At 67.5% G+C, this 26,929-nt stretch carries 16 protein-coding genes; 9 read left to right on the top strand and 7 right to left on the bottom strand.

Annotated features, from left to right (window positions below; translation table 11 throughout):
* The first annotated feature begins 148 nt into the window (after positions 1-148).
* The 9 genes from clpA to argJ all read left to right on the top strand — a co-directional run bounded on the left by clpA (position 149) and on the right by argJ (position 15,406).
* Positions 149-2,488, top strand: a complete 2,340-nt coding sequence (clpA, locus tag H7692_RS11965) for an ATP-dependent Clp protease ATP-binding subunit ClpA (RefSeq protein WP_201928072.1) — start codon at positions 149-151, stop codon at positions 2,486-2,488.
* Positions 2,489-2,673: 185 nt separating this feature from the next.
* Entirely contained in the window at positions 2,674-3,513 is an 840-nt protein-coding gene (gene map / locus H7692_RS11960; protein ID WP_201928073.1) for a type I methionyl aminopeptidase, read from the top strand.
* Between the two features lie 208 nt (positions 3,514-3,721).
* Positions 3,722-5,902, top strand: a complete 2,181-nt coding sequence (locus tag H7692_RS11955) for a PQQ-dependent dehydrogenase, methanol/ethanol family (RefSeq protein ID WP_222136980.1) — start codon at positions 3,722-3,724, stop codon at positions 5,900-5,902.
* Positions 5,903-6,173: 271 nt separating this feature from the next.
* On the top strand, positions 6,174-6,512 hold the full coding sequence (locus tag H7692_RS11950; RefSeq protein WP_011540464.1) for a P-II family nitrogen regulator: 339 nt from the start codon (positions 6,174-6,176) through the stop codon (positions 6,510-6,512).
* A gap of 106 nt (positions 6,513-6,618) precedes the next feature.
* On the top strand, positions 6,619-8,031 hold the full coding sequence (glnA, locus tag H7692_RS11945; protein WP_227340219.1) for a type I glutamate--ammonia ligase: 1,413 nt from the start codon (positions 6,619-6,621) through the stop codon (positions 8,029-8,031).
* 129 nt (positions 8,032-8,160) lie between these two features.
* Complete coding sequence (locus H7692_RS11940) at positions 8,161-10,950, top strand: DUF3857 domain-containing protein (RefSeq protein WP_227340218.1); 2,790 nt, start codon at positions 8,161-8,163, stop codon at positions 10,948-10,950.
* A 180-nt stretch (positions 10,951-11,130) separates the two neighbouring features.
* Positions 11,131-12,441 carry a M20/M25/M40 family metallo-hydrolase gene (locus H7692_RS11935; protein ID WP_227340217.1) on the top strand — a complete coding sequence of 437 codons (1,311 nt, stop codon included), beginning with the start codon at positions 11,131-11,133 and terminating at the stop codon, positions 12,439-12,441.
* Positions 12,442-12,573: 132 nt separating this feature from the next.
* Entirely contained in the window at positions 12,574-14,007 is a 1,434-nt protein-coding gene (locus tag H7692_RS11930; protein ID WP_227340216.1) for an aldehyde dehydrogenase family protein, read from the top strand.
* A 172-nt stretch (positions 14,008-14,179) separates the two neighbouring features.
* On the top strand, positions 14,180-15,406 hold the full coding sequence (gene argJ / locus H7692_RS11925; RefSeq protein ID WP_390881115.1) for a bifunctional glutamate N-acetyltransferase/amino-acid acetyltransferase ArgJ: 1,227 nt from the start codon (positions 14,180-14,182) through the stop codon (positions 15,404-15,406).
* A 111-nt stretch (positions 15,407-15,517) separates the two neighbouring features.
* Here argJ and trxA read toward each other — a convergent pair whose 3' ends face one another.
* From trxA to H7692_RS11890, 7 genes are read right to left on the bottom strand one after another with little or no spacing between them, the layout of a single operon-like run.
* Complete coding sequence (gene trxA / locus H7692_RS11920) at positions 15,518-15,838, bottom strand: thioredoxin TrxA (RefSeq protein WP_201928080.1); 321 nt, start codon at positions 15,836-15,838, stop codon at positions 15,518-15,520.
* 32 nt (positions 15,839-15,870) lie between these two features.
* The gene (gene addA, locus H7692_RS11915; protein ID WP_222136975.1) at positions 15,871-19,344 is read right to left on the bottom strand and encodes a double-strand break repair helicase AddA; all 3,474 of its coding nucleotides are present in this window, start codon (positions 19,342-19,344) and stop codon (positions 15,871-15,873) included.
* Positions 19,344-22,322, bottom strand: coding sequence for a double-strand break repair protein AddB (gene addB, locus H7692_RS11910; protein WP_222136974.1), 2,979 nt, complete (start codon positions 22,320-22,322; stop codon positions 19,344-19,346). The genes addA and addB overlap by 1 nt, the downstream gene beginning before the upstream one ends.
* Entirely contained in the window at positions 22,312-23,031 is a 720-nt protein-coding gene (locus H7692_RS11905; protein ID WP_201928734.1) for a nucleotidyltransferase family protein, read from the bottom strand. The genes addB and H7692_RS11905 overlap by 11 nt, the downstream gene beginning before the upstream one ends.
* 8 nt (positions 23,032-23,039) lie before the next feature.
* Positions 23,040-24,017: an aminoglycoside phosphotransferase family protein gene (locus H7692_RS11900; RefSeq protein WP_201928735.1), complete on the bottom strand. Its 978-nt coding sequence runs from the start codon at positions 24,015-24,017 to the stop codon at positions 23,040-23,042.
* A complete protein-coding gene (gene tsaE / locus H7692_RS11895; protein ID WP_222136973.1) occupies positions 24,014-24,466 on the bottom strand; it encodes a tRNA (adenosine(37)-N6)-threonylcarbamoyltransferase complex ATPase subunit type 1 TsaE in 453 nt (150 codons plus the stop codon). The genes H7692_RS11900 and tsaE overlap by 4 nt, the downstream gene beginning before the upstream one ends.
* Positions 24,463-26,820 carry a sensor histidine kinase gene (locus H7692_RS11890; RefSeq protein ID WP_227340215.1) on the bottom strand — a complete coding sequence of 786 codons (2,358 nt, stop codon included), beginning with the start codon at positions 26,818-26,820 and terminating at the stop codon, positions 24,463-24,465. The genes tsaE and H7692_RS11890 overlap by 4 nt, the downstream gene beginning before the upstream one ends.
* Positions 26,821-26,929: the final 109 nt, after the last annotated feature.

The raw sequence follows: 26,929 nt of genomic DNA, 5'->3' as shown, positions 1-26,929 counted from the left end.
CAACGCGACGTTAACCATAGCGCAATGCTGTCATCGTAATTTCACACAGCCGACCGCTTTTCCCTTGCGGTGGGGCGGCGGTGTCGCCACCTTGTGGTCTAGAGGGGGCCGCCTCTCCCCGGCATGGTCCCTGCAAGGAGAATGACCCATGCCGTCCTTTTCGGAATCCCTCGAAAAGACTTTGCACAATGCGCTGAAGGCCGCGTCCGAGCGCCATCATGAATATGCGACGCTCGAACATCTGCTCTCGGCGCTGGTCGACGACGACCATGCCGCAGAGGTGATGCGCGCATGCGGCGTCGCGCTCGACGACCTGCAGGCGGCGGTGATCCATTATCTCGACACCGAACTCGACAGTCTGAAGGTCGAGGGGCACAGCGACCCTTCGCCCACCAGCGGATTCCAGCGCGTCGTCCAGCGCGCGATCCTGCACGTCCAGTCGTCGGGCAAGGACGAGGTGACGGGCGCGAACGTGCTCGTCGCGCTGTTTTCGGAGCGCGAAAGCTACGCCGTCTATTTCCTGCAGCAGCAGGACCTGACGCGGCTCGATGCCGTTTCCTACCTCAGCCACGGCGTCGGCAAGGGCGGCAAGCCCTCGCCCACCGCCGAGCCCGAAGAGAAGGAAGAGACGAAGGACAAGGACGCAGCCAAGAACAAGAAGGAAACCGCGCTCGACCAGTTCACCGTCAACCTCAATGAAAAGGCGAAGGGCGGCAAGGTCGACCCGCTGATCGGGCGCAGCGCCGAGGTCGACCGGACGATCCAGATCCTTTGCCGCCGCAGCAAGAACAACCCGCTATACGTCGGCGACCCCGGCGTCGGGAAAACGGCGATCGCCGAGGGACTTGCGCGCAAGATCGTCGAGGGCGACGTTCCCGAGGTGCTGCTGGAAGCGGTCATCTATTCGCTCGACATGGGCGCGCTGCTCGCCGGTACGCGCTATCGCGGCGATTTCGAGGAGCGGCTGAAGCAGGTCGTCTCCGAACTCGAAGGCATGCCGCACGCGATCCTGTTCATCGACGAGATCCACACCGTCATCGGCGCGGGCGCGACGAGCGGCGGCGCAATGGACGCGTCGAACCTGCTCAAGCCCGCGCTTTCGGGCGGCGTCATCCGCTGCATCGGGTCGACGACGTACAAGGAGTTCCGCAACCATTTCGAAAAGGACCGCGCATTGCTGCGCCGGTTCCAGAAGATCGACGTGATCGAGCCGAGCATCGAGGATACGAAGAAAATCCTCGCGGGCCTCCGCGACGCGTTCGAGAGCCATCACAATGTGAAATACACCGCCGACGCGATCGTCGCAGCGGTCGAGCTGTCGTCGCGCTACATCAACGACCGCAAGCTCCCCGACAAGGCGATCGACGTGATCGACGAGGTCGGCGCGATGCAGATGCTCGTCCCCCCGTCGAAGCGCCGCAAGACGATCACCGCAAAGGAGATCGAAGCGGTGATCGCGACGATGGCGCGCATCCCGCCGAAATCGGTGTCGAGCGACGACAAGAAGGTCCTCGAAACGCTCGAAACCGACCTCAAGCGCGTCGTGTTCGGCCAGAACACCGCGATCGAGGTGCTGTCGTCGGCGATCAAGCTCAGCCGCGCGGGGTTGCGCGATCCCGAAAAGCCGATCGGCAATTATCTGTTCAGCGGCCCGACCGGCGTCGGCAAGACCGAGGTCGCAAAGCAGCTCGCGTCGATCATGGGCATCCCGCTCCAGCGCTTCGACATGAGCGAATATATGGAGCGCCATTCGGTGAGCCGCCTGATCGGCGCGCCTCCGGGCTATGTCGGCTATGACCAGGGCGGGCTCCTGACCGATGCGATCGACCAGAATCCGCATTGCGTGCTGCTGCTCGACGAAATCGAAAAGGCCCATCCCGACCTGTTCAACATCCTGCTGCAGGTGATGGATAATGGCCGGCTGACCGACCACCACGGCAAGACGGTCGATTTCCGCAACGTCATCCTGATCATGACGACCAATGCGGGCGCGAGCGACATGGCGCGCGAGTCGATCGGCTTTGGCAATGCGACGCGCGAGGACGCGCAGGAAGAGGCGGTGAAGAAAATGTTCACCCCCGAATTCCGCAACCGCCTCGATGCGATCGTGCCCTTCGGCTATCTGCCGCCCGAGGTGGTCGCGCGCGTCGTCGACAAGTTCATCCTCGAGCTCGAACTCCAGCTCGCCGACCGCAATGTCCATATCCAGCTCGACGACGCCGCGCGCGAATGGCTGACCGCCAAGGGCTATGACAAGCTCTATGGCGCGCGCCCGATGGGCCGGTTGATCCAGGAAAAGATCAAGCAGCCGCTCGCCGAGGAACTATTGTTCGGCAAGCTCGTCCACGGCGGCGAGGTCAAGGTGAAGATGAAGACCGGCGAGGACGCCAAGGTCGGCAATCCGTTGGCCTTCGAAATCACCCCCACCCCGCCCAAGGGCGCAAAGGGCAAGGCGAAGGCCGACAAGGCAAAGAAGGCGGCGGAGTAGACTAGCTAAACCCCTCTCCTTCAGGGGAGGGCAGCGAGACTTGCCAGCTTGCCGGCTTTAGTCGCAGCGGGTGGGGGCCATCGGCCTTGCGCAACCTCGACAGCCCCCACCCCAACCCCTCCCCTGAAGGGGAGGGGCTTAGCCGGCCCCTCGCATTCCGGCGCCACTTCGCCTATATCACCCCCATGTACGACTATGTTTCCGTGACCACCGCCGATGCCGGCGCCCCCACCCCCGTGCGCGACGGCACCATCAAGCTGCACGATGCGGCGGGATTTGCCGGGATGCGCAAGGCTGGGCGGCTGTCGGCCGAGATCCTCGACGCGCTTGTCCCCTTCATCCAGCCGGGCGTGACGACCGCAGCGATCGACGACAAGGTGCGCGCGATGATGCTCGCGGGCGGCGGCATCCCCGCGACGCTCGGCTATCGCGGCTTCACGCACAGCTGCTGCACCAGCATCAACCATGTCGTGTGCCACGGCATCCCCGACGACAAGCCGTTGCGCGAAGGCGACATCGTCAACGTCGATGTGACGAGCATCGTCGACGGCTGGCACGGCGACACGAGCCGCATGTATCTGGTCGGCGACGTGCCGATCAAGGCGCGACGGCTGGTCGAGGTCACCCATGAATGCCTGATGCTCGGCATCGAGCAGGCGAAGCCCGGCAACCGCATGGGCGACGTCGCCCATGCGATCCAGAGCCACGCCGAAAAGCACCGCTATTCGGTGGTGCGCGATTTCTGCGGCCACGGACTCGGCCAGATGTTCCACGATGCGCCCGAGGTCGTCCACGCCGGGCGCCCCGGCACCGGACCCGAGCTGCGTCCCGGCATGTTCTTCACCATCGAACCGATGATCAACACCGGCAAATATGCGGTGAAGATGCTCGCCGACGGCTGGACCGCAGTGACCCGCGACCGCTCGCTGTCGGCGCAGTTCGAGCACAGCATCGGCATCACCGAGGACGGCTGCGAGATTTTCACCGCCAGCCCGAAAGGGCTGAACGCGCCGCCTTGGCAGTAAGCGAGACGACGGTTTCCCGTTCGTCATCCCGGACCTGATCCGGGATCCATTGCTTCAAGCGCCGCGCTGGCCCTCGTGGACCCCGGATCAGGTCCGGGGCGACGATACACCATTCTCGCCCCCGAAAAATTCGCCCTTGAACCCCTCGCGCTTAGCGCGCAGACTTGACGTGAACGTCAAGCACAAGACGGCGAGCGGGAGAGACGCGATGGCGATACGGCGCATTACAGCCTCATTCATTGCAGGCGCGGCCCTGCTGCTCGCGGCGTGCAACAAGGAAGAGGACAAGCCTGCGCCGCCAGCGCTCGATCCCGCCGAAGCCGCGACCGAAGCGCTGCTCAAGACCGGCGGCAATGGCGACGACTGGGCCGCCATCGGCTATGGCTATGACGAACGCCGCTTCAGCCCGCTCACCGACATCGATGACAGCAATGTCGGCACTCTCGGCATTGCCTGGTACGCCGACCTTGAGGATGCACGCGGGCAGGAGGCGACGCCGGTCGTCGTCGACGGCACGCTTTATGTCAGCCACGCCTGGTCAAAGGTCAGCGCATGGGACGCCGCGACGGGCAGGAAGCTCTGGTCCTACGATCCCGAAGTGGCGGGCGAGACCGCGGTCAACGCCTGCTGCGACGTCGTCAACCGCGGCGTCGCGCTGTGGGGCGACAAGCTGTTCGTCGCCGCGCTCGACGGACGGCTGATCGCGCTCGACCGCAAGACGGGAACGCCGATCTGGTCGACGCAGACCACCGACAAGCGGCGGCCCTATACGATCACCGGCGCACCGCGCGTCGCGAACGACATGGTGCTGATCGGCAATGGCGGCGCCGAGTTCGGGGTGCGCGGCTATGTCACCGCCTATGACGCCGATACCGGCAAGCAACGCTGGCGCTTCTACACGACCCCCAATCCCGATCGCCGCGCCGACAATGTCGCGAGCGACGAGATATTCGCGGCCAGGGCCAATGCGACGTGGTCCGACAAGGGCGAATGGAAGGAATCGGGCGGCGGCGGCACCGTGTGGGACGCCATCGTCTATGACAAGGATCTCGACCAGGTCTATATCGGCGTCGGCAATGGCAATCCATGGAACCATGGCACGCGCTCGAATGGCGAGGGCGACAATTGGTTCCTCTCGTCGATCGTCGCGCTCGATGCCAAGACCGGCGTCTATAAATGGCACTATCAGGAAACCCCGGCCGAAACGTGGGACTATACCGCGACGCAGCCGATCATCCTTGCCGAGCAGGAGGTCGACGGCACGCCGACCAAGGTGCTGTACCACGCACCCAAGAACGGCTTTTTCTTCACCATCGACCGCACCACGGGCAAGCTGGTCGACGCCAAGCCTTTCGTCGACGGGATCAACTGGGCCACAGGTTATGACCTGACGACCGGGCGACCCAACGAGAATCCCGCCGCGCGCTTTTACAAGACGGGCGAGCCCTTCATCGCGATCCCCGGTGCGCTCGGCGCGCATAATTGGCACCCGATGAGCTATAATCCGGCGACGGGCCTCGTTTACATTCCCGCGCAGCAGATTCCGCAAGGCTATCTCGCCGACATGAACGAACTCGACCGGCGGAAAGTGCTCGGCTTCAATGTCGGAAGCTCGCTCACCGGCACGATGATGCCCGACGACGAGGCGGCGTTCCGCGCCGCTATCGCCGCGACGACGGGCCGCCTCGTCGCCTTCGACCCGCGCACCGGCAAGGTCGCGTGGGGCGTCGACTATCCCGCCGCGTGGAACGGCGGCACGATGACGACCGCCGGCAATCTGGTCTTTCAGGGGACGAGCACCGGGCGGTTCCGCGCCTATGCCGCCGATACGGGCAAGCAATTGCTCGACCTCGACATGCAGTCGGGGATCGTCGCCGCGCCGTCGACCTTTCGCGTCGGCGGCACGCAATATGTTGCCTTCATGACGAGCAAGGGCGGCGCCTTTCCGCTCGTCGCAGGCGTCGCGGGCGGCGTGACGCGCAAGGTTCCCAACATCCCGCGGCTCGTCGTGCTCAAGCTCGGCGGCGAGGTCGAATTGCCGCCGCTGCCCGAAACGGCGACGCTCGCATGGAACCCGCCGCCGCAGTTCGGCACCGCGCAGCAGGTGGCGACGGGCAAGGCGCTTTATGGCCGCTATTGCCTCGTCTGTCACGGCGACAGCGCGATCGGCAACGGCTTCACCCCCGATCTGCGCGTCTCGGGAACGCTCGTCGATGCCGACGCGTGGAAGTCGGTCGTGATCGACGGCGCGCTCAAGGATCGCGGCATGGTGAGCTTTGCCAATGTGCTCAAGCCCGACGAGGCCGATGCAATTCGCGCCTATGTCATCGACCGGTCGATCTGGACGAAGCGGACCTTGCCCGAAGCTTCGGCACCCGTCGGGCGGTGATGCGCAAATCCTCCCTGTCGCGCAGCGATGGGGAGGAGTGCGGTGCTTCTTTTTTAGGCACGGGATCAACCCGATTGCTCACCCCTTGGGCAACGGCGCAATTTCATGTCGAAATTCTTACCGAAAGCTTGCGATTCGCCAATTGGCACGGCTCTTGATTGGTGCAAGATGGCGGCACACCGCACCGACTCGACGGAGACACCGGATCAGGCGCGCCTGGTTCGGCCATGACCGCGAAGTGCGATGGCCAGCCCAAAGGGGGAAGAAGAGCGTGAAGAAGATTGAGGCGATCATCAAGCCGTTCAAACTCGACGAGGTGAAGGAGGCGCTGCACGAAGTTGGCGTCAGCGGCATCACCGTCACCGAGGCAAAGGGCTTCGGGCGCCAGAAGGGGCATACCGAACTGTATCGCGGCGCCGAATATGTCGTCGATTTCCTGCCCAAGGTGAAGCTGGAGGTCATCGTCGAGGACGGCATGGCCGAACGCGTCGTCGAGGCGATCGCCGCCGCCGCGCAGACCGGCCGCATCGGCGACGGCAAGATTTTCGTCATCCCCGTCGAAACCGCGCTGCGTATCCGTACCGGCGAACGCAACGAGGACGCGCTCTGAGATATGGTCGTGACGGACCTCCGCCTTCGCGGGGACACGCGGCCATAACGAATTTCAACCAGAACCCCGGCAGCGCCGGTCATCATCGCAAGAAGGAAGCTTAATCATGGCTACGAAGCCCAAGGACATCATTGCGCGGATCAAGGAAAACGACATCGAGTGGGTCGACCTGCGATTCACCGACCCCAAGGGCAAGTGGCAGCATCTGACGATGTGCGCCGGCGTGATCGACGGGGATGCGCTCGAGGACGGGCTGATGTTCGACGGGTCGTCGATCGCGGGCTGGAAGGCGATCAACGAAAGCGACATGATCCTGAAGCCCGACCTCGACGCGGTCTATGACGATCCCTTCTCGGCGACCCCGATGCTCGTCATCTTCTGCGACATCGTCGAGCCGTCGACCGGCGAAGGCTATGCCCGCGACCCGCGCACGACGGCGAAGCGCGCCGAAGCCTATCTCGGCTCGACCGGCATCGGCGACACCGTCTATGTCGGCCCCGAAGCCGAATTCTTCATGTTCGACGATGTGAAGTTCGAAAGCGGCTACAACAAGTCGGGCTTCGAGATCGACGACATCGAGCTGCCGACGAACACCGGCCGCAGCTATGAGGGCGGCAACCTCGGCCACCGCCCGCGCGCCAAGGGCGGCTATTTCCCCGTCGCGCCGGTCGACAGCGCCGTCGACATCCGCGCCGAGATGGTCTCGACGATGCTCGAACTCGGCCTGCCCTGCGACAAGCATCACCATGAAGTCGCGGCGGCGCAGCACGAGCTGGGCCTGACCTTCGGCACGCTCACCGAAACCGCCGACCGCATGCAGATCTACAAATATGTCGTGCACCAGGTCGCGCATGCCTATGGCAAGTCGGCAACCTTCATGCCCAAGCCGATCAAGGACGACAATGGCAGCGGCATGCACACCCACATTTCGATCTGGGAAAAGGGCAAGCCGCTGTTTGCCGGCAACGGCTATGCCGGGCTTTCGGACATGTGCCTCTATTTCATCGGCGGCGTGATCAAGCACGCCAAGGCGCTCAACGCCTTCACCAACCCGACGACGAACAGCTACAAGCGCCTCGTCCCCGGTTTCGAAGCGCCGGTGCTGCTCGCTTATTCGAGCCGCAACCGTTCGGCCTCGTGCCGCATCCCCTATGGCGCGGGCGCCAAGGCGAAGCGCGTCGAGTTCCGCTTCCCCGACGCGATGGCGAACCCCTATCTCGCCTACGCCGCGCTTCTGATGGCGGGCCTCGACGGCATCCAGAACAAGATCCACCCCGGCGACGCGATGGACAAGAACCTCTATGACCTGCCGCCCGAGGAACTTTCGGAAGTCCCGACCGTCTGCGGATCGCTGCGCGAAGCGCTCGACAGCCTCGCCGCCGACTATGACTTCCTGCTGAAGGGCGACGTGTTCACCAAGGACCAGATCGACGCCTATATCGAACTCAAGTGGGACGAAGTTTATACCTTCGAACAGACGCCGAGCCCGGTCGAGTTCGACATGTATTACAGCGCCTGATCGCCCTGCGATCGGCAGCGTAAGAGAGCGTCCGGTTCGGGGGAACCGGACGCTCCATTTTCTGAACCAAAAGAGTTTTGTAACGGACGCGAACCAAGTTAGACGACCCGAAAGAGGGGAGTTCCGACATTGCGTTCAATTGCCGTCCTGCTGGCCGCTTCGGCTCTGGCGCCGTGCGCGCCCGCTTTTGCCGCCGACACCCCGACCTATGGCAGCCCCGCCGACTGGGTGGTCCCGACGACCGCACCGCTGGCGATCGGCGATGCGTCGACGCCGTGGGTGCTGGGCGACCAGCAGCTGCTGATCGAAGCCGACAAAAGGTCGACCTTCACCGACAATGCCTTTTACATCGCTTCGGCCGACTCGCTGCGCAACTGGAACGATCTGCAGTTCGTCTGGCACCCCGACCGCGACGACCTCATCGTCCACAGAATCGAAATCATCCGCGACGGCGCGACGATCGACCTGCTCGGCCAGGGGATGAAGCTCACCGTGCTGCGGCGCGAGAAGGATTATGAGCAAAAGACGATCGACGGTCTGCTGACGGCAACCGCGTCGATCGAGGATCTCCGCGTCGGCGACACGGTGCGCTTTTCGGTGACGACCGTCGAGCGCAGCGATGTGCTTGCGGGCAATGGCGAGGCGATCGTCGACGTTCAGGCAAGGCCCGCCACCATCGCGCAGGGGACCGTTCGCGTGCTGTGGCCGACGGCGCTTCCGGTCAAATGGAAAGCCTTCGGGAAAGGCGTCACGCCCGAGATCAAGGACAAGGGCGGCTTTCGCATCCTGTCGCTGACCCAGCCTGTCGTGAAGCAGGACGAACTCCCCACCGACACGCCGCTCCGTTTCCGCCGCCCGCCCGGACTCGAGTTTTCGACCTTTCCCGGCTGGGCCGATTTGTCGCGCACGATGGCACCGCTCTATGCAACGAGCGGGACGATCGCCGATGGCGGCACACTCGCCGCGGCGGTCGACCGCATTGCAAGCGCCAGCACCGACCCGAAGCTGCGCGCCGCGCAGGCGCTTGCTCTGGTCCAGAACGAGATACGCTATCTCTACAACGGCCTCGCCAACGGCAATTATGTCCCGCAAAAGCCCGAACAGACGTGGACGCTGCGCTATGGCGACTGCAAGGCCAAGACGCTGTTGCTGCTCGCTGTACTCGACCGGCTCGGGATCGAGGCGGTGCCGACGCTGGTCCATTCGAGCTTCGGCGACGCGCTTCCCGACAGGCTGCCGACGCTCGCCGCGTTCGACCATGTCGTCGTGCAGGCGCGCATCGACGGGACAGACTATTGGCTCGACGGCACGACGGCGGGAACACATATCGAAGACCTGGCCGACGTTCCCCCGTTCGGCCACGCGCTGCCGCTGACGATGGACGGGCACACTCTCGCAGCGCTGCCCGTGCGCGAGCCGGAGCGACCCCATATCCAGATAGCGATCGACTACGACCAATCGGCGGGAAGCGCCTTTCCGCCGCTGTTCGACATCGATTTCACGGTGCGCGGCGAACTGGCGGCGCGGATTGCGACCATGAAGGCGCAGGCGACGCCCGATCAGTTGCGCGATGCCGCGCAGGCGGCGCTCGGGAATCTGATCAACAATGGCCAGATTCACAGCCGGACGATCGAGGTCGACGAAGCGAACGGAACGACGACCGTCCGGGCGTCGGGAATCGGCAATCTTATCTGGAGCCGCGACGAACCGCGTCCCTATGTAACGCTCGACGGCCTCGTGCAGGACTTTGACGTTCGCGCCGACCGCGCGCGCGCCGCCTGGCGCGACATCCCCGTCGCGGGCGGCCCCTCGAGTCTGATCGTTCGCAAGATCAGCCTGAAACTGCCCGACCGTGCCGGCTATTCGACCGAGGGCGACGCGCAAGCCAATCTGTCGATTGCGGGCATAGCGCTGCGCCGCGACGCCCGGCTCGACGGAGCGCGTCTCGAACAGCGCGAAACCATCTGGAGCAGCGGTGTCGAGGTTGCAGCCGCCGACCTCCCGGCGGCGCGCGCGCAGGTCGCGGCCGCCAAGCAGCGCCTGTTCCGCCTGCGCGCGCCCGAAGGCGCGCCGACCCGCGTCGCCGAGATCGCGGAAGCCAAGAAGGCGGGGCGCCTTGCCCCGCTCCTCGCCGCTTACCAAAAGGCGATCGACGACGATCCCGACGAAGCCAATGGCTATCTCAACCGCGCAGCATTTTACGCCGGAATCTTCGAACCGCGCGCCGCCATTGCCGATGTCGACGAGGCGTTGAAGCGCGAAGCCGACGCCGACACCTTCCTCCGCCGCGCCGGACTCTACAATGCGATCGGCGACCACAAACGCGCCCTCGCCGACGTCGACGAGGCGTTGCAACTCGACCCCGGCTCGGAAAGCGCGCTCGCTTTCAAGATCGAAACACTCGCCGACGCGGGCCGCATCGACGAAGCCCTGGCGCTCGCCGACGAACAGATTGCGACCGCGAAGGACAGGCGCGGCTGGGTCACGCTCAAGGCCGAAGCGCTCGGCAAGGCGGGCCGCGCCGACGAAGGCACGGCGTTGCTCGACGAGGCGCTGGTCGAACGTCCGGGCGACCCCGGCCTGCTCAACAATCTCTGCTGGCTGAAGGGCACGCGCTCGGTCGCGCTCGAATCGGCGCTCAAGGATTGCACGCGGGCGATCGAGCTGACCGACAGCCCGGCGGCGGTGCTCGATAGCCGCGCGCTCGTTTTCTATCGCCTCGGCCGGCTCGAGGAGGCGCGCGCCGACCTCGACGCGGCGCTCAAGCTCCACCCCGACGTCCCGGCGACTTTATTCATGCGCGGGATCGTGCGCCTGCGCGAAAACGACCGCGAAGGGGCGCAGGGCGACCTCGCACTGGCGCGAATGCAATCGGCGCGGATCGACAGCATCTATGCCGGATATGGCATCAAACCGTGACGGGACGGGCGATCGCCCTTTTCTGACGCGCTCGGATCACCGCCTTTTTCCGGACCCCGGAGGCTTGACCGGGCGTCATGCGATGATGGCCGGAGCAGGACGCCCACACCTCGACCGGCTGACGGGTTGCCGCTCGGCGCGGCAGGCGGCACAAGGGCCGACTTCAAGGAGTCGCCCGATATGAAATTTTTGTCGTTTGCCGCGCTTGCCGCATTGCAGCTGATTGCCTCCGCGCCTGCACAGGCGGAACTGAATGGTGCCGAAGCCGCTATGGCGCGCACCGTTGCCGCGGAACAGGAGCGTTCGATCGCGCTGCTCGAAAAGCTCGTCAACCAGAACAGCGGCTCGCTGAACCTCGAAGGCGTCGAAAAGGTCGGCGCGATGATGCGCGCCGAGCTGGAGCCGCTCGGCTTCACCGTCGAATGGAAGCCGATGCGCGAAACCGGCCGCGCGGGGCATCTGATCGCGACGCACAAGGGGCGCCCCGATACCAAGCGGCTGCTCCTCATCGCGCACCTCGACACGGTGTTCGAGCCCGATTCGCCCTTCCAGCGCTTCGAGCGCATGGGTGACAAGGCGAAGGGCCCCGGGGTCGGCGACGACAAGGGCGGGATGGTCGTTGTCGTCGCCGCGCTGCGCGCGATGCACAAGGCGGGGACGCTGAAAGACGCCAATATCGAATTTCACATGACCGGCGACGAGGAGGATACGGGCGACCCGCAATCGATCGCGCGCGCCGACCTGCTTGCAGCGGGAAAGCGCGCCGATGTCGCGCTGGGGTTCGAGGGGCTCATCCGAGACAATGGTGCGGACATGAGTTCGATCGCGCGGCGCAGTTCGGAAAGCTGGCAGGTCACGGCGACCGGAAAGACCGGCCATAGTTCGGGCATCTTCAGCGCCGATGCCGGCGACGGAGCGATCTACGAACTCGCGCGCATCATCCACCGTTTCCGCACCGAGCTGCCCGAGCCGAACCTGACCTTCAACGTCGGGCTGGTCGCGGGCGGCGAGCAGGTGACGCTCGACGAAGGCAAGATCCGCGCGAGCGCGAACGGCAAGACGAACATCATCGCGGCGACCGCCATCGCGCGCGGCGACCTGCGCACGCTGTCAGCCGAACAGGCCGAACGGGTGAAGGCCAGGATGGCGGCGATCGTCGCCGACCATGCGCCGGACACCTCGGCCACGCTCGCCTTCGACCCCGGCGGCTATCCGGCGATGGCGCCGACCGACGGCAATCGCGCGCTGCTGGCGCGGCTCAATGCGGTCAACCGCGACCTCGGCCTTCCCGAAATGGCGCCGCTCGATCCGTTGAAGCGCGGCGCCGCCGACATCAGCTTCGTCGCGCCGATGGTCGACAGCCTCGCCGGACTCGGCGCCTATTCGACCGGCGATCACGGGCCCGAGGAAACGGTCGACCTGCCGAGCATCGAACGGCAGGCGGTCCGCGCCGCCATATTGATGTCGCGGCTCGCTGCCGAAAAGCGGTAGCGCGTCCTGTTTCCCGCTTCGCCGCCCCGGACTTGATCCGGGGTGACGATAAAGGCGCGACGAACTTGATTCATCCGCTACAGTGATTAGGTAGCAATCCGAGACGGATTCACCGCCGATGGGAGACAGGACATGAGCACCGAAACGCACCTCAAGCAGAATTACATCGGCGGACGCTGGGTCGATTCGAAGGGCGGCAAGCCGCACGACGTCATCAACCCCGCGACCGAAGAGCCCGCGTCGACCATCATCCTCGGCACCGCCGCCGACGTCGATGACGCGGTGGCCGCCGCGCGCGAAGCGTTCAAAAGCTGGTCGCAATCGACGCGCGAGGACCGTCTGGCGCTGCTCGGCCGCATCGTCGAGGAATATAAGAAGCGCGTTCCCGACCTCGCCAAATCGATGGCAGCCGAAATGGGCGCACCGGTGAGCTTTGCGAGCACCGCGCAGGTCGGCGCAGGCATCGGCGGCTTCCTCGGTACGATCGAGGCTCTCAAGAATTTTGAGTTCACCGAACAACATGGCGCGAACAAGGTCGTGTACGAACCGATTGGCGTCGTCGGGATGATCACCCCGTGGAACTGGCCGCTCAACCAGATCGCGCTCAAGGTCGCCCCCGCGCTCGCGGGCGGCAACACGATGGTCCTGAAACCGTCGGAGGAATGCCCCGGCAATGCCACAATCTTTGCCGAAATCCTTGATGCCGCGGGCGTGCCGCCGGGCGTGTTCAACCTCGTCCAGGGCGACGGGCCGACCGTCGGCAACGCGATTTCGGCGCACCCGGGCGTCGAAATGGTGAGCTTCACCGGATCGACGCGCGCGGGCATCCTTGTCGCCAAGGCGGCGGCCGACACGGTCAAGCGCGTCCATCAGGAACTCGGCGGAAAATCGCCGAACATCGTCCTGCCCGACGCGGATCTGGAAACCGTGCTGCCGCCCACGGTGCAGGGCGTGCTCGTCAACACGGGACAAAGCTGCATCGCGCCGACGCGCATCCTCGTCCACAAGGAGCGCGAGGCCGAAGCGGTCGGCGTGATCAAGGCGATGTTCGACGGAACGCAGGTCGGCGACCCGATGAGCGAAGGCGGCCACATCGGCCCCGTCGTCAACAAGGCGCAGTTCGACAAGATTCAGAGCCTTATCCAGTCGGCGATCGACGAAGGCGCAAAGCTCGAGACGGGCGGCACCGGCCTGCCGTCGAACGTCAACCGCGGCTATTATATCAAGCCCACCGTCTTTTCGGGCGTGACCCCGAACATGCGTATCGCAAAGGAAGAAGTGTTCGGCCCTGTCGCGACGTTGATGGCCTATGACGACCTTGACCAGGCGGTCGAGATTGCCAACGACACCGAATATGGACTGTCGGCCGTCGTTTCGGGCGACCCCGCCAAGGCCGCCGAAATCGCGCCCAGGTTGCGCGCGGGCATGGTCGCGGTGAACAGCTGGGGGCCGGGGCCGGGCGCGCCGTTCGGCGGCTACAAGGCATCGGGCAACGGCCGCGAGGGCGGCATTTTCGGCCTCAAGGACTTCATGGAGGTCAAGGCCATCAGCGGCGTTCCGGCCTGATAGCTCCACGCCCTCCCCTTCAGGGGAGGGCAGCGAGACTTGGCAGCTTGCTGCCTAGTCGCAGCAGGTGGGGGTCAGCAACCCGGCGCCACGCCGCGAACCCCCCACGCCAACCCCTCCCCTGAAGGGGAGGGGCTTTATGTTTTTCCAAGGCGCAGCTATGCGCCCACCCATGCACAGCCGCTCTCCGCTCGCCCCCGCCGCCTTCCCCGCCCTGCCCGAAATCGCGGGCGTAACGCGCCGCGTCGCGCGGGCGCGCTACAAGGAATGGGACCGCTGCGACCTCAGCTATGTCGAGCTCGCACCGGGCACGACCGTCGCGGGGGTGTTCACGCGCAATGTCTGCTGTTCGTCCGAGGTCGAACTCGGGCGCGAACAGGTGCAGGGCGGCAGCGCGCGCGCTCTGGTCGTCAACGCGGGAAACAGCAACGCCTTCACCGGCTATCGCGGGCGCGAGGCGGTCGAGGCGATCATGGCGCAGGTCGCCGAGCATCTGGGATGCAGCGCGCGCGAGGTTTTCGTGAGCTCGACCGGCGTCATCGGCGTGCCGCTGCCCAGCGACAAGGCGCGCGCGGGCGTCGAGGCCGCGCTGACCGCCGAACCCTGCTCGTGGGAGGCGCTCGCCGAGACGATCGGCACCACCGACACCTTTGCCAAGGGCGCGGCGTCGAGTGCGGTCGTCGGCGACCGCACGGTGCAGGTTGCGGGCGTCGTCAAGGGTTCGGGCATGATCGCGCCCGACATGGCAACGATGCTCGGCTATATCTTCACCGACGCCGCAGTCGCACCGGCACTGCTGCAGGACATGCTCGCGCGTGCGACGGGGGCGACCTTCAACAGCATCACCGTCGACAGCGACACGTCGACGAGCGACACGGTGCTCCTCTTCGCGACCGGGAAAGCGAACAATCCGGAACTGCAATCGTGGGACGATGCCGGCGCCGATGCGCTGTACGCCGCCATCCATGCGGTCGCGCGCGAGCTTGCCCATCTCGTCGTGCGCGACGGCGAAGGCGCATCGAAATTCATCGAGGTGCAGGTGACGGGCGCGGTGAGCGACGACAGCGCCCGGCGCGTCGCGCTCGCCATCGCCAACTCGCCGCTCGTCAAGACGGCGATTGCGGGCGAGGACGCCAATTGGGGCCGCGTCGTGATGGCGGTGGGCAAGGCGGGCGAACCCGCCGACCGCGACCGGCTGGCGATCCGCTTCGGCGACCATTGGGTCGCAAAGGACGGGCTGCCCGTCGACGGCTATGACGAGGCGCCGGTCGCCGCGCATCTCAAAGGCCAGGACATCCGCGTCGGCGCCGACCTCGGCCTCGGCGAAGGCCGCGCGACGGTGTGGACGTGCGATCTGACGCACGGTTATATCAGCATCAACGCCGATTACCGGAGCTGAAAATTCTCTTCGTCATTGCGAGCGAAGCGAAGCAATCTCCAGTTCACAGCCTTGCGCAAAGCCGATAGCAGGAGATTGCCGCGTCGCTTCGCTCCTCGCAATGACGGAGACTTACAGCGCCCCTTCGAGCCAGCCCTTGAGCGCGCTCTTCGGCGCCGCGCCGACCTTGGTGTCGGCGATCTCGCCATTCTTGAACAGGATCATCGTCGGGATGCCGCGCACGCCATATTTGGCGGGGGCGTCGGGATGGTCGTCGATGTTGAGCTTGGCGATCACCACCTTGCCGTCGAGTTCGTCCGAAATTTCTTCGAGCGCGGGACCGATCATCTTGCACGGGCCGCACCATTCGGCCCAGAAATCGACGAGCACGGGGGTGTCGCTGTCGAGGACGTCGGCCTGAAAGCTGGCGTCGGTAATTGCCTTGGTACCCATATCGAAACTCCTGAATCGCTGTTGCACCCTAGCTAGGGCGTCGATGCGGCGCGCTCAAGGGCCGAACCCGGCAAATTCGCCTTGGTTGCCGCCAAGCCCGGCTTGTGCGCGTCGAGCAGCGCATCGTCGAGGCCCAGAAGCCGCGGCGCGGCGGTGTAGAGCAGCACCGCCTTCACCCCTCGCCCCGGAAAAATGACGCGCAGCGCATCGCGATATGCCGCCATCTGCCGCAGATAGGCAGGCGCCACGTCGGCGGCGGCGGCGGGCACATGCTGTCCGGTCTTGAAGTCGATCACCGTGACTGCCGCATCGGTAACGAGCAGGCGATCGACAATCCCCGCGACGACGGCGCCGCCATCGACAACGGCCGACAGCGGCACTTCGGCGAGGCTTCCGGGGCCGAAGATCGCCGCATGCGCCGGGTCGTCGAGAATGTGCAGCACCTCGTCGGCCATCGCCGCGCGTTCACTGGCTCCCATGTCGGGCGCCTGCGCCTCCAGCCAGCGCAGCGCGGCGGCGCGGCGACGCCCGGGAGCTACCGGGGGCAGACGCTCGAACAGCGCGTGCAGCAAGATCCCGCGCTCGGCCGCCGCCGAACGTCCCGCGCCCTGCGGCGGTGCGGCGACATCGTCGTCGCCCAGCGCCGACGGCGCGAGCGGGCGCGGCGGGCGCGCTTCCTCGGGCGCCGGCTGGTGCGCCCAGCCGGGGATGGCGAGCGGCGGCGGCGTGGCTTTGGCGGCCTTGGTCTTGCGCGCCCATTTCCCGGCGTGAACGCGGTGGACGCGGCGCTGCCCCCATGCGCCCCCCGCATCCTCCCACGCGCAGCCCATCGCCTCCAGCGTGCGGTCGGCGGCGCTGTGCCAGCTCGCCTCGGGAACCGAACCGTCGGGCTTTTTCGTGACCCCGGCGACGACCAATATTTCCTCGGCACGCGTCATCGCGACATAGAAGAGCCGCCAATGCTCCTGCGACGCGGCGAGCGCGGCGTCGTTATAGGCGGCGGCAAGCCTGCCGTGCCGCTCGTCGGTCGGCAGCGCAAAGACCGGAAGCTTCTCCCACCCCGCGACATCGACCGTGAACGGACGATGGCCGATGGCGGCATCGTCGGTCGCATCGGCGAGGATGACGATGGGTGCCTGCAGCCCCTTCGACCCGTGCACCGTCATCACGCGCACCACGTCGCTTCGCGCCTCGGTCTGGCGCTTGATGTCGGCCTTGCTCGCCTCGACCGCCGACAGAAAGCCGAGCAGCGACATGGTCTCGCGCGCCTCGAAGGCAAGCGCCTGGTTCAGCAGCTCGTCGATCGGGTCGCGCGCCTCGCGTCCCAGCCGTGCATAAAGTTTGCGCCGCCCGTCGATCGGCCCCGACAGCAAGGTTTCAAGGAAGCGGAAAGGCGTCGTGAAGTCGGCCATGCCGAGAAGCTGGCGGAGCGCCGCCATCGTCGCCGGGGGCAGCGCGTCTTCGGTCGCGCGCAGATGCTCCCAGATCGCCGCGCGTCCGCGCTTGCGGGTGCGTGCGTAAAGCTCGTCATGCGTCCAGCCGATGAGCGGCGAGACGAGGAGCGACGCAAGGTTGAGGTCGTCGAGCGGCTGCACGGCGAAACGCATCGCCGCCAGCAGATCCTGCACCGCGAGCGGCTGGACGAGCGCAAAGCGGTCGACGCCCGCGACCGGCACGTGCAGCGCCTGCAGCCGCGCGACGATCCGCGCGGCAAGATCGCGCCGCCGCCGCACGAGGATCATGATATCGCCCGGCGCGACCGGCCGGCCGTCCTTGCCATGCGCTATCCAGCCCTGCACCTCGTCGGCGATCGCGTGGGCAAGGCGCATCGACGCGGGATCGCGCGCCGGGGCGCTGCCGTCGCCGCTGCCATCGTCGGCTTCGTCTGCCGCGCCATCGAGCGCGCGACCGACGGGCAGCGGCGCCCACAGCTCGACCTGTCCCGCCTGCGCTTCGCGAAAAGGGAGGTGCGGCGGCTCGGCGCCATCGAGGCCCATTGCCGTCGTTCCGCCGTCGGCGAGCCAGCGGTCGACGACGTCGAGCACCGCCGGGGTCGAGCGATAATTGGATTCGAGGTCGACATTCTGGAACGCCTGCCCCGCGCGCTCGCCGAGCGCGCGAAACAGGTCGCGCGCGGTGGAGAAGGCGGCGGGGTCGGTGCCCTGGAAACCAAAGATCGCCTGTTTGCGGTCGCCGACGGTGAACAGCGTGCGCAGCCGCTCGGCATCGTCGCCGTGCACCGCGAAAAACTCCTCGGCGAGCGACAGCACGATGCCCCACTGGCGCATATTCGTATCCTGCGCCTCGTCGACAAGGATGTGGTCGGTGCGCTGGTCGAGCTTGAAGCGCACCCATTCGCCGAAATTGCTGACGCGGAGCAGCGTTCCGGCAAGGGTTATCAGATCGTCGAAATCGGCGAGCCCGCGCTCGCGTTTCGCCAGCGCATAGCTTTCGGCAAAGCGGCTTCCGAGCAGCCACGCCGCCGCAAGATCGTCGGCGACGCGCATCGCGGTCGCGGTTGCGCTCAGTTGCTGCGCCGCCTCGACAATCCGCACCGCGCTGTCGACGCAGTCGGTCATCCGCCCCTTGTCGCCGCCGAAATCGGCGCGCAGCTCGCCCTTGCCGGTCAGGAAGCAGCCGACAAGCTCGCCGAGCATCGCCGCGCGACCCGCTGCGTCGGCGACGAGCCACCCGACCATCACGTCGGAGCAGGCGAGTCCGGTCTTGGTCCCCCAGGCCGCGCCGCTCGCGGCGACCGCCTTGATATCGGCGTCGGCAATCGCCCCGCGCCCGAGTTCACCGACCAGCCAGGCATCGGGGTCGCCCCTCGGCAGATCGAACGCCGCGCGCAGGTCGCGCGCCGTCGGCACGAGCTGCGCCCGCGGCCCGCCGAATGCGGCCGCACAGCGCGACAGGAAGGACAGCGCCGCCTCTTGCCCCAGCCGCCGTGCGAGCATCGCCGCGGCGGCGCGCAGCCGCCCGGCCTCGTCGCCCGCCGCCTCGATCAGCGCGCCGAGCACCTGTCGCTGGAGCCGCGCCGCCTCATCCTCCTCGATCGGGCGGAAACCGGGGAGCAGCTTTGCCTCGAGCGGGAAGCTCGCGAGCAAGGTCTGGCAAAAACTGTGGATCGTCTGCACGCGGATCGCACCGCCGGGGCTGTCGATCACCGTCGCAAAGAGCGCGCGGGCGCGATCGATCAGGCCGGGGCGTTGCCAGTCGAGCCCGAGCGCGTGCAGGTCGAGCCGCAGCTCGGCATCGTCCATCCGTACCCAGGTGGCGAGCCGTTCGTGGATGCGGTGCGCCATTTCGGCCGCCCCCGCCTTGGTGAAGGTGATGCACAGCACCGCGTCGGGCGCGACGCCGTTAAGCAGCAGCCGCAGCACACGTGCCGACAGCACCTGCGTCTTGCCCGTCCCCGCCGACGCGCCGAGCCACACATGATGCGCGGGGTCGGCGGCCATCGCCTGCCGCGCGTGCAAGATGGCGAGACCGCCGGGCTTTGCCATCACGCGTCCCTCCCGCGCCCGAACCATTCGTCGCGGCGCGCGAGCTGGTCGAAATCGCCGAATCCCGCCGCCTCGCCTGGCGCAAAGGGCGCGTCGCCCACCAGATACAGCGCAGCGAATTCGGCCAGCGCGTCGGCGGCATGGTCGATCGCGGCCGCGGCGCTCGGCAAGTCGTTACGCGGGCCATAGGTCGTCGCGATGCGCCCCGCCCCGCCCGCCTTCCGGTCGGGGCGCAGGCTCCAATATTCGAGCGCGGCGACATCGGCCGCTTGCATATCCTTGAACCCGCCGCGCTGCGCGATCAGGCCGAGCAGGCCGAGCTGGTTGTCGAGCTTGTCGAACGCCGCCTTCGCGCTGGGCGCGCCGCCGCTCTTGTAATCGACGATGGCGAGCCTTCCTTCGCCGTCGCGGTCGATGCGGTCGGCCTTGCCGTGAAGCGTGATGCCGTCGATGGCGATCTCACCCTTGCACTCGACCGCGACGGGGCGGCGTTCGGCAGCGCCCAGGACCTGCGCCGCCGCCCAGCGCAGCGCAGGCTCGATGCGCGGCAGCCAGAAAGCACGCGCGAGCGCGTCGAACGCCGGGTCGCGGCGCAAGGCTTCGAGTTCGGCCTCGAACCCCTCTGCCGTCGCGCCGCCGCGGACCCAATCCTCGAACAGCTTGTGCACGCGCGTGCCGCGCCAGCGCGGATCGGGCGACGCGCTGAGCGGGTCGAGCGCCGACAGGCCGAGCATCGCCTGCGCGTAAAAGGCAAAGGGATCGCGCGCGAGGCGGTCGACCGCCGTAACGCTGATCCGGCGCGGCCGCTCGGCGACGGGGGGGGCAGGCTGCGGCCGTGCAGCGGGGGTCGAGGGACCGCACGGCAGGTCGAGTTCGGCGGCGAGGCGCGTGAGCGGAACCCCGCCGGGCGCAGGTTCGGGCAGGTCGCCCGCGAGCGCGACGAGCCGCAGCCAGAAACGCGACGCGACCGCCGGGTCGCCGCCGCTACGCTCGGCGCGCGTTATCACCACCCGGCGCGCGGCAAGCGCGCTGGCAAAATCATGCGCCGCCATCCCCTGCTGCCGTTCGGGCGCAGGAAGGCCGAGCAGGCGGCGAATTCCGGGCGCAAGCCACGGGTCGGGCTGCGTCGCGGCAGGCCAGCGTCCTTCGTCGAGCCCGCCAAGGATCATCAGGTCGGCCCGCTGGAGCCGCGCCTCGAGCAACCCCCAGATGAACAGGCGCGGATGGCCGCCATAGGGCGGGCGCACGCTCGCCTGCGCGAGCAGCTGTCCGAGCATCGCGGGGAAATCGGCGGGATCGACCAGCGCCGGACCGGCGCCGCGCGCAAGCCCCCAGTCGTCGAACAGTTTCGCAAGCTCGCGACCGGCAGGACCGCTCCACGCCGCATCGCCCGCAAGCCATTCGAGCGCGCGCTGGAGCGCCGCGAGCAACGCCTCCGGAGGCGCAGGCGCGCGCGCGGCAAAAGGCGCGAGGGCGTCGCCCATCGCCGTCGCCACATCCTGCCACCAGGGCAAAAGCTGAACGGCCAGCCCGTGCCCGCGCGACTTCGCGTCGGACGCACGCTCGGCGGCGCGCGCCGTTACCCCTTCCCAGCCCGGCGTCAGCCCCGGATCGCGCAGCAGCAGGTCGAGCCGCCGCAACTGGTCGAGCCACAAGGTTCGGCCGTCACCCTTGCGAACCAGCGGGTGCCCCAGCAGCGCCAGCAACCGCACCGGGTCGAAGTCCGCCGCAAGCTCTGCGAGCAAGAGCAGCAAGGCACCGGGCGGCGTCCGCGCGAGCGCCTGCCCCGCGCTGTCGTCGACCGCGACGTCCCAGCGGGTCAGCGCCGCCGCGACGCGTTCGGCAAGCGCGCGGTCGGGCGTCACCAGCGCCGCGGTGCGCCCCGGCGTTTCGAGCGCCGCGCGCATCAGCAGCGCGATTCCCTGCGCCTCCTGCCCGTCATCGGCGAAAACCGCGCTTTCGATCCCCGCGGTCGCCACGTTCAGATCACCCGCGCGCTGCCAGCGGTCCGCATGGGCGGCGGGCGCGAAAAGCAAGGAGGCGAGTTCGGCACGCTCGGCCGGTCCGTCGAAGTCCGACGCTGCGTCCCACGCCGTCACCTCGGCGCGCGCAACGCCGATGCGGTCGAGCAGCAGCTTCAGATGATATTGCGGGTGCGTTTCGACGGGCCGCGCCGGATTGTCGGGATCGGGGCGCGTCGGACCGAGGCTGTCCCATTCGGCGGCATCCATCGCCATGTCGAGTCCGGGCAGCACGACCATCCCCCGCTCCAGATCGGCAACGGCACGCAGCAGCCGCGCAATCGCGGGCGCAGCGGTGGTTATCCCCGCCGCGACGACGAAACGCGCAGGCGGCGCCGCGCGCCATGACAGCGCGACGCGGTCGAGCAACCGGTTGCGCCGCTCGGCGCGATCGATGGCGCCGGTCTGCGCGAGCATGGCGGGCCAATGATCGACGAGCAGCCGCAGCCGCGCGAGCGACGCCTGCCAATGTTCGGCATAGGGGCCGAGGTCCAGGTCGACGAGCGCGGCGACCGGCACTTCTTCGTAATGGAGCTGGTCGACGACGCGCGCGAGCCCGTCGGCAAGCTGGAAAGCCGCGGCGCCCGCGATGCGATCCTCGCCCGCGGGCGTATGCCGCTCGATCAGTTCGGCGAGCATCAGCCGCCGCCGCAGCGTATCGATCGCCGGCGGGATCGGCGCGGCATCGTCGATCGTATCGAGCGCGAGCGCGACGCTTTCGTCGAGGTCGGCGTCGCCGATTACCGCAAGCCGGGGCATCAGCAACCCGTCGCCGCCCGCGCGGACGAACGCCGCCTGCACCGCGCTGCGCGCGCGATTGCTGGGGAGCAGGACGATCCCTTCTGCCAGCCCGAGCGCGCCGTCGGCAAAGCGGGCGATCAGCCCTGCGGCAAGCGCGTCGGCAAAGGCCCGGTGGACCGGGATGGTGAAGATGGTCGGCTTGCGGTCAGACGTCACTCAGCGCCGCCTCGGTCGGCGCGATGCTCGCGGGCGTGCCGACGTCGAACCATTGCCCCATGTGCGAAACGCCGAACAGACGCCCCGCCTCGATTGCGCGGTCCCACAAGATGTTGGTTGAAAACGGCCCTTCGGGCGCGCCGTCCAGCAGGCGCGGAGAAATGAGCTGGATGCCGGTATAGACAAAGGGCGCGACCCGTCCCGCCTTGCGCCGCGACAGCCGCCCGTCGGGGTCCATGTGAAAATCGCCGCGTCCGGCGTGCCCCGTCGCGCTCGCCTGCCGGATAAGGAGCAGCAGCGCGTCCATCCGCGTCCCGTCCCAGTGGCGCGCGAGGTGGTGGATGCTGTCCTGCGGACCGTCGGTCCAGATATTGTCGCTGTTGACGATCAGGATCGGGTCGCCCCGCAGCAGCGGCAGCGCTTTGACCATCCCGCCGCCGGTTTCGAGCAGTTGCCCGCGCTCGTCGGACACCGCGATGCTGAAACGACGCTTCTGTTTCGCAAGATGCGCCTCGAGTGCGTCGGCGAGATAATGGACGTTCACGACGACATGGCCGATGCCCGCGGCCTCGATCCGGTCGAGGCTATGGTCGATCAGCGGCTTGCCCGCGACGCGAACCAGCGGCTTGGGGCGCGTCGCGGTCAGCGGCCGCATCCGCTTGCCGAGCCCTGCCGCCATCACCATCGCGCTTTCGATCGTCACCGCCATCGCTCCGTTCACATCCACGCGCCCGCGCGCTTCGCGGCGGGAATATTGGCGTCGAACCATTGCCGCACCGCGACAAGCGCCGGGTGCGCGAGGTCGCGTTCGAGCAGGCCCCACATGCGCGGCTGGAACTGGCGGTATCCCGGCTTGCCGTCGCGCTTCCACAGCCGCACGAAGACGCCAAGGATGCGCGTGTTGCGCTGCGCTGCCAATGCCCAATAGGCAGCGCGAAACGCCTCGCCCTGCCCCGTCGCGGCGATATAGCGGTCGATCATCGCCGCCTCCACCGCCGGGGACACGTCGCGCCGCGCATCCTCGAGCACCGAGGCAAGGTCATAGGCGGGATGACCGACACGCGCGTCCTGAAAGTCGAGCAGGCCATAATGCGCCAGCCCGTCCTTGCCCGCGACGAGCATGATATTCTCGGCATGGAAATCGCGCAGCACGGTGACGCACGGCAGCGCGTCGCGTTCGACCGGCCCCAGCACTTCGGCCCATGCGGCGCGAAAGGCGTCGCGATCGACCTCGATCTCGAGCGCCGGGCAATACCAGTCGGTGAACAGCATCACCTCGTCGAGCCACTCGTCGAGCCCGTGGACGGGCAACCCCGCCATCGGCGGCTGCGCATGGAGGTGGACGAGCAGGTCGGTGACGCCGGCATAATGTTCGGCCTCGGCCTGCGGCTGCGCGTCGAGCGTCTCGCGCAGGCGGACGTCGCCGAAATCGTCGATGAGCAGCAATCCCTTGTCGAGGTCGCGCGCAAGGATCGTCGGCGCGGTAAGGCCGCACGCGCCCAGCCATTCGGCAACCGCAACGAAGGGCCGCGGGTCCTCGTGCGGCGGCGGCGCGTCCATCAGGACCGCGCACCGCTCGGGCGCGACGATGCGGAAGTAACGACGGAAAGAGGCATCGCCCGCGAGCGGCAAAATCTGGGCATCGGGCCAGCCATGCGCGGCAAGGAAGGCCGGAGCATGGGCGGGCGGAATCATCGGAGCGGCCATCGCGCTTCCCAAGCGGGCGGCACCTTCGCTGTCAAGACGCGCCGCTCGCCGCTCCCCGAAATCTCCAGCCACAGCATGTCGGGCCAGCCGCCATCGCCCAGTCGCTCGGGCCATTCGATCAGCAGCGCGCCGTCATGACGGTAATCGTCGAGACCCAGTTCGACCAGTTCGCTCGCGTCCTCGATTCGGTAAAGGTCGATATGCGCGATCGGCAGGTCGACCTCGGGCGGCGCATAGGGCTGCACGATGGCGAAGGTCGGGCTCGGCGCCTCTCCCGCGAGGCCGCGCGCCTTCAGCATCGCGCGCGCCAGCGTCGTCTTGCCCGCGCCGAGGTCGCCCGAGAGCGCGACGACATCGCCCGCGCGCAGCGCCGCGCCGATCGCCGCGCCGACGCGCTCGGCCTCGCCCAGTTCATAGTCCCGGCGAAAGCTCGTCATCCGCGGCGCGGCAGGCTGATGCGGACCATCGTTCCCTGCCCCTTTTCGGTGATGACCTCCATCGCGCCGCCGTGCGCGTCGACAAGCTGGCGCGCGAGCGCGAGGCCGATGCCGCCGGTCGCGGTGCCCGCCTGCGTCCCCCTGGTGATCGCGCCGACCGCGTCGGGAAGGCCGGGTCCATTGTCGGAAACGATGATGTCGACGCCGCGCTCGTCGCCGTCCGCATGGAGCAATACGCGCCCGCCCTCGCGCCGCTCGGGCGCGGTGTAGCGGATCGCATTGTCGAGCAGCCCGGCCACCAGCCGCGACAGCCGCGGCGCATCGCCCTCGATCGTCCCGAGCGCGTCGGACAGATTGCCGACCAGTTCGATCTGCTCGGCGTCGGCCAGGGGCCGCGCACTCGCGAGGGCTTTGTCGAGCAGCGCGGGCAGGTCGACCGTCGCGCGCTCCACTACCAACGTCCCTGCCTCGCCCTGCGCGAGGTCGAGCACATTGTCGATATGCCGGCTCAGCACCTCGACCGAGTCCATGATCGCCGCGATATATTCCTGCTGCTGGTCGGACAGCTTGCCCGCATAGCCCGCCTGCAACATCTCGCCGAACCCGCCGATCGAGGTCAGCGGCGTGCGCAATTCATAGCTCATGCGCGACAGAAAGGCCGTCTTGACCTCGTCGGCGACGACGAGCGCCTCGTTCCGCTCGCGCAGCGCGCTTTCCATGCGGCGGCTGTCGGTGACGTCGAGCATGATGAGCAGCGCATTGCCGTCGGGAAGCGGGATCGAGGCAAAATCGAAATGATGCCCGTCGGCGAAACGGATGTCGCCGCGGCGTTGCGTGCGTTCGAGCGTCGCGGCACGGATGACTTCCTGCACCACGCTGACCTGGTTCGGCTTGGCGAGCCGGTCGGCAAGCTCGCCCATCAGCGTGTCGACGCGCGGGTGCGCGGCGAGCGTGCCCTCGTCGATGCCCCACAGGCGCCGGAAACGCTGGTTCCACAGATGCAGCCGACCATCGGGCGCAAAGACCGCAATCGCCTCGAACAGATTGTCGAAGGTCGCGGTGCGCACGCGGAGCAGCGTGTCGCGCGTCGACGCCAGTTGCACCTGCTCGGTCCGGTCCTCGGCGATCAGAAGCAGGCCGCCGTCGGGCGTCGGCTGGGCAACAACGCGCAGGTGGGTGCCGTCGCGCAGCAGCCAGTCCTCCTCGCTCGCCTCGGCGCGCGCGAACCAGTCGACATGCGCCTGACGCCACTCGGGAAAATCGCGCACTTCGGGCGTCCGCCCGATATCGCGCCACACGTCGAGCAGTCGCGCAAAAGGCGGAGCTTCGGCAATCTTGTCGGCTTCGAGCGAAAACAGGCGGCGAAACGGCTGATTGGCGAATATCAGCCCCTGGTCGGGGCCGAACTGCGCCACCGCAGCCGAAAGCCGGTCGAGCAGTTCGCGCTGCGCGTCGGCGAAACGGCGATGCGCGCCGCGCTCGCTTTCGAGCTCCTGAATGTCGATCGCGTAACCGGCAATCCCGATGACATGGCCATCGTTGGGCGACAGCGGAACGTCGACGACGCGCATGATGCGACGTTCGCCTTCGATCGTCACCGGAATCGTCCGCGTCTGCGTGACGCCCGATTCGCGCGCTTCCTCGGCGGTATCGGTCGCGCTGACGCCGGCGACGGATTCGCACAGCTCGACCCCCTCGTCGATCACCGCATTGGCGCTCGTCGCCTCGACCGCGCGGACATAGGCGCGGTTGACGAGCGCGAGGCGCAGCTCGGTATCGCGGAACCACATGGGGAAAGGCGCCGCCTCGATCAGCCCCGAGAGCGCCTCGAACGCCGCGAGCGCTTCGTCGCGCTCGCCGCGCGCCCGCGCGAGCGCCTGCTCCCCGTCGGTCGCGTCGCTCAGCCACAACAGCACGCTGCCCGGCCCCGCAACGCTCTGCGGCGCGGCGGCGCCATGCACGACGATCGTGCGCGTTCCGCCCAGCGGCCTGAGGCTCAGCGTAAAGGGCCGCGCGCCGCGCTGCGCGCCGATGATCGCCTGCCGCAGCGCTTCATGCCCTTCGGCGTCGAGCCCGGCATCCTGTCCGCGCAGCTCGTCGAAGCTGCGTGGCCCCGGACCAAGACCCAGCCAGCGCCCCAGGCGGTCGCTTGCCTCGATCCGCCAGTCGGACCGGACGACGACGGGCAGATAGGGCGACGCTTCCAGCAATCCCGCAAGCCGTCCGGTCTGCCCGGCGACAAAGGCCGAGCGGCGCTGCATCGCCACCCCGCGGCCGACCGCCCACAGGCCGGCGAGCAACCAGAAAGCCGCAAAAATGCCCAGCGCAAATACTGCGCCCGTCGACAGCGTCATCGGCGGCGGACCACAGGCGGAAAAAGGGCAAGGGACGGGCGAAGGGCCATGGTTTCGCCCTATCGACTGTGCCGCGGCGTTTCAATCACCTGGCGCCGTCCCGATGGCC

The organism is Sphingopyxis sp. P8 (assembly GCF_020622175.1).
Classification (GTDB): Bacteria; Pseudomonadota; Alphaproteobacteria; order Sphingomonadales; family Sphingomonadaceae; genus Sphingopyxis; species Sphingopyxis jiangsuensis.
This window is presented reverse-complemented; position numbering and strand designations above follow the sequence as displayed.

Coding starts and splice junctions, on each gene's coding strand:
- clpA (WP_201928072.1), top strand. CDS start 149: ATGCCGTCCTTTTCGGAATCCCTCGAAAAGACTTTGCACAATGCGCTG.
- map (WP_201928073.1), top strand. CDS start 2,674: ATGTACGACTATGTTTCCGTGACCACCGCCGATGCCGGCGCCCCCACC.
- H7692_RS11955 (WP_222136980.1), top strand. CDS start 3,722: ATGGCGATACGGCGCATTACAGCCTCATTCATTGCAGGCGCGGCCCTG.
- glnA (WP_227340219.1), top strand. CDS start 6,619: ATGGCTACGAAGCCCAAGGACATCATTGCGCGGATCAAGGAAAACGAC.
- H7692_RS11935 (WP_227340217.1), top strand. CDS start 11,131: ATGAAATTTTTGTCGTTTGCCGCGCTTGCCGCATTGCAGCTGATTGCC.
- H7692_RS11930 (WP_227340216.1), top strand. CDS start 12,574: ATGAGCACCGAAACGCACCTCAAGCAGAATTACATCGGCGGACGCTGG.
- argJ (WP_390881115.1), top strand. CDS start 14,180: ATGCACAGCCGCTCTCCGCTCGCCCCCGCCGCCTTCCCCGCCCTGCCC.
- trxA (WP_201928080.1), bottom strand. CDS start 15,838: ATGGGTACCAAGGCAATTACCGACGCCAGCTTTCAGGCCGACGTCCTC.
- addA (WP_222136975.1), bottom strand. CDS start 19,344: ATGGCAAAGCCCGGCGGTCTCGCCATCTTGCACGCGCGGCAGGCGATG.
- H7692_RS11905 (WP_201928734.1), bottom strand. CDS start 23,031: ATGGCGGTGACGATCGAAAGCGCGATGGTGATGGCGGCAGGGCTCGGC.
- H7692_RS11900 (WP_201928735.1), bottom strand. CDS start 24,017: ATGATTCCGCCCGCCCATGCTCCGGCCTTCCTTGCCGCGCATGGCTGG.
- tsaE (WP_222136973.1), bottom strand. CDS start 24,466: ATGACGAGCTTTCGCCGGGACTATGAACTGGGCGAGGCCGAGCGCGTC.
- H7692_RS11890 (WP_227340215.1), bottom strand. CDS start 26,820: ATGACGCTGTCGACGGGCGCAGTATTTGCGCTGGGCATTTTTGCGGCT.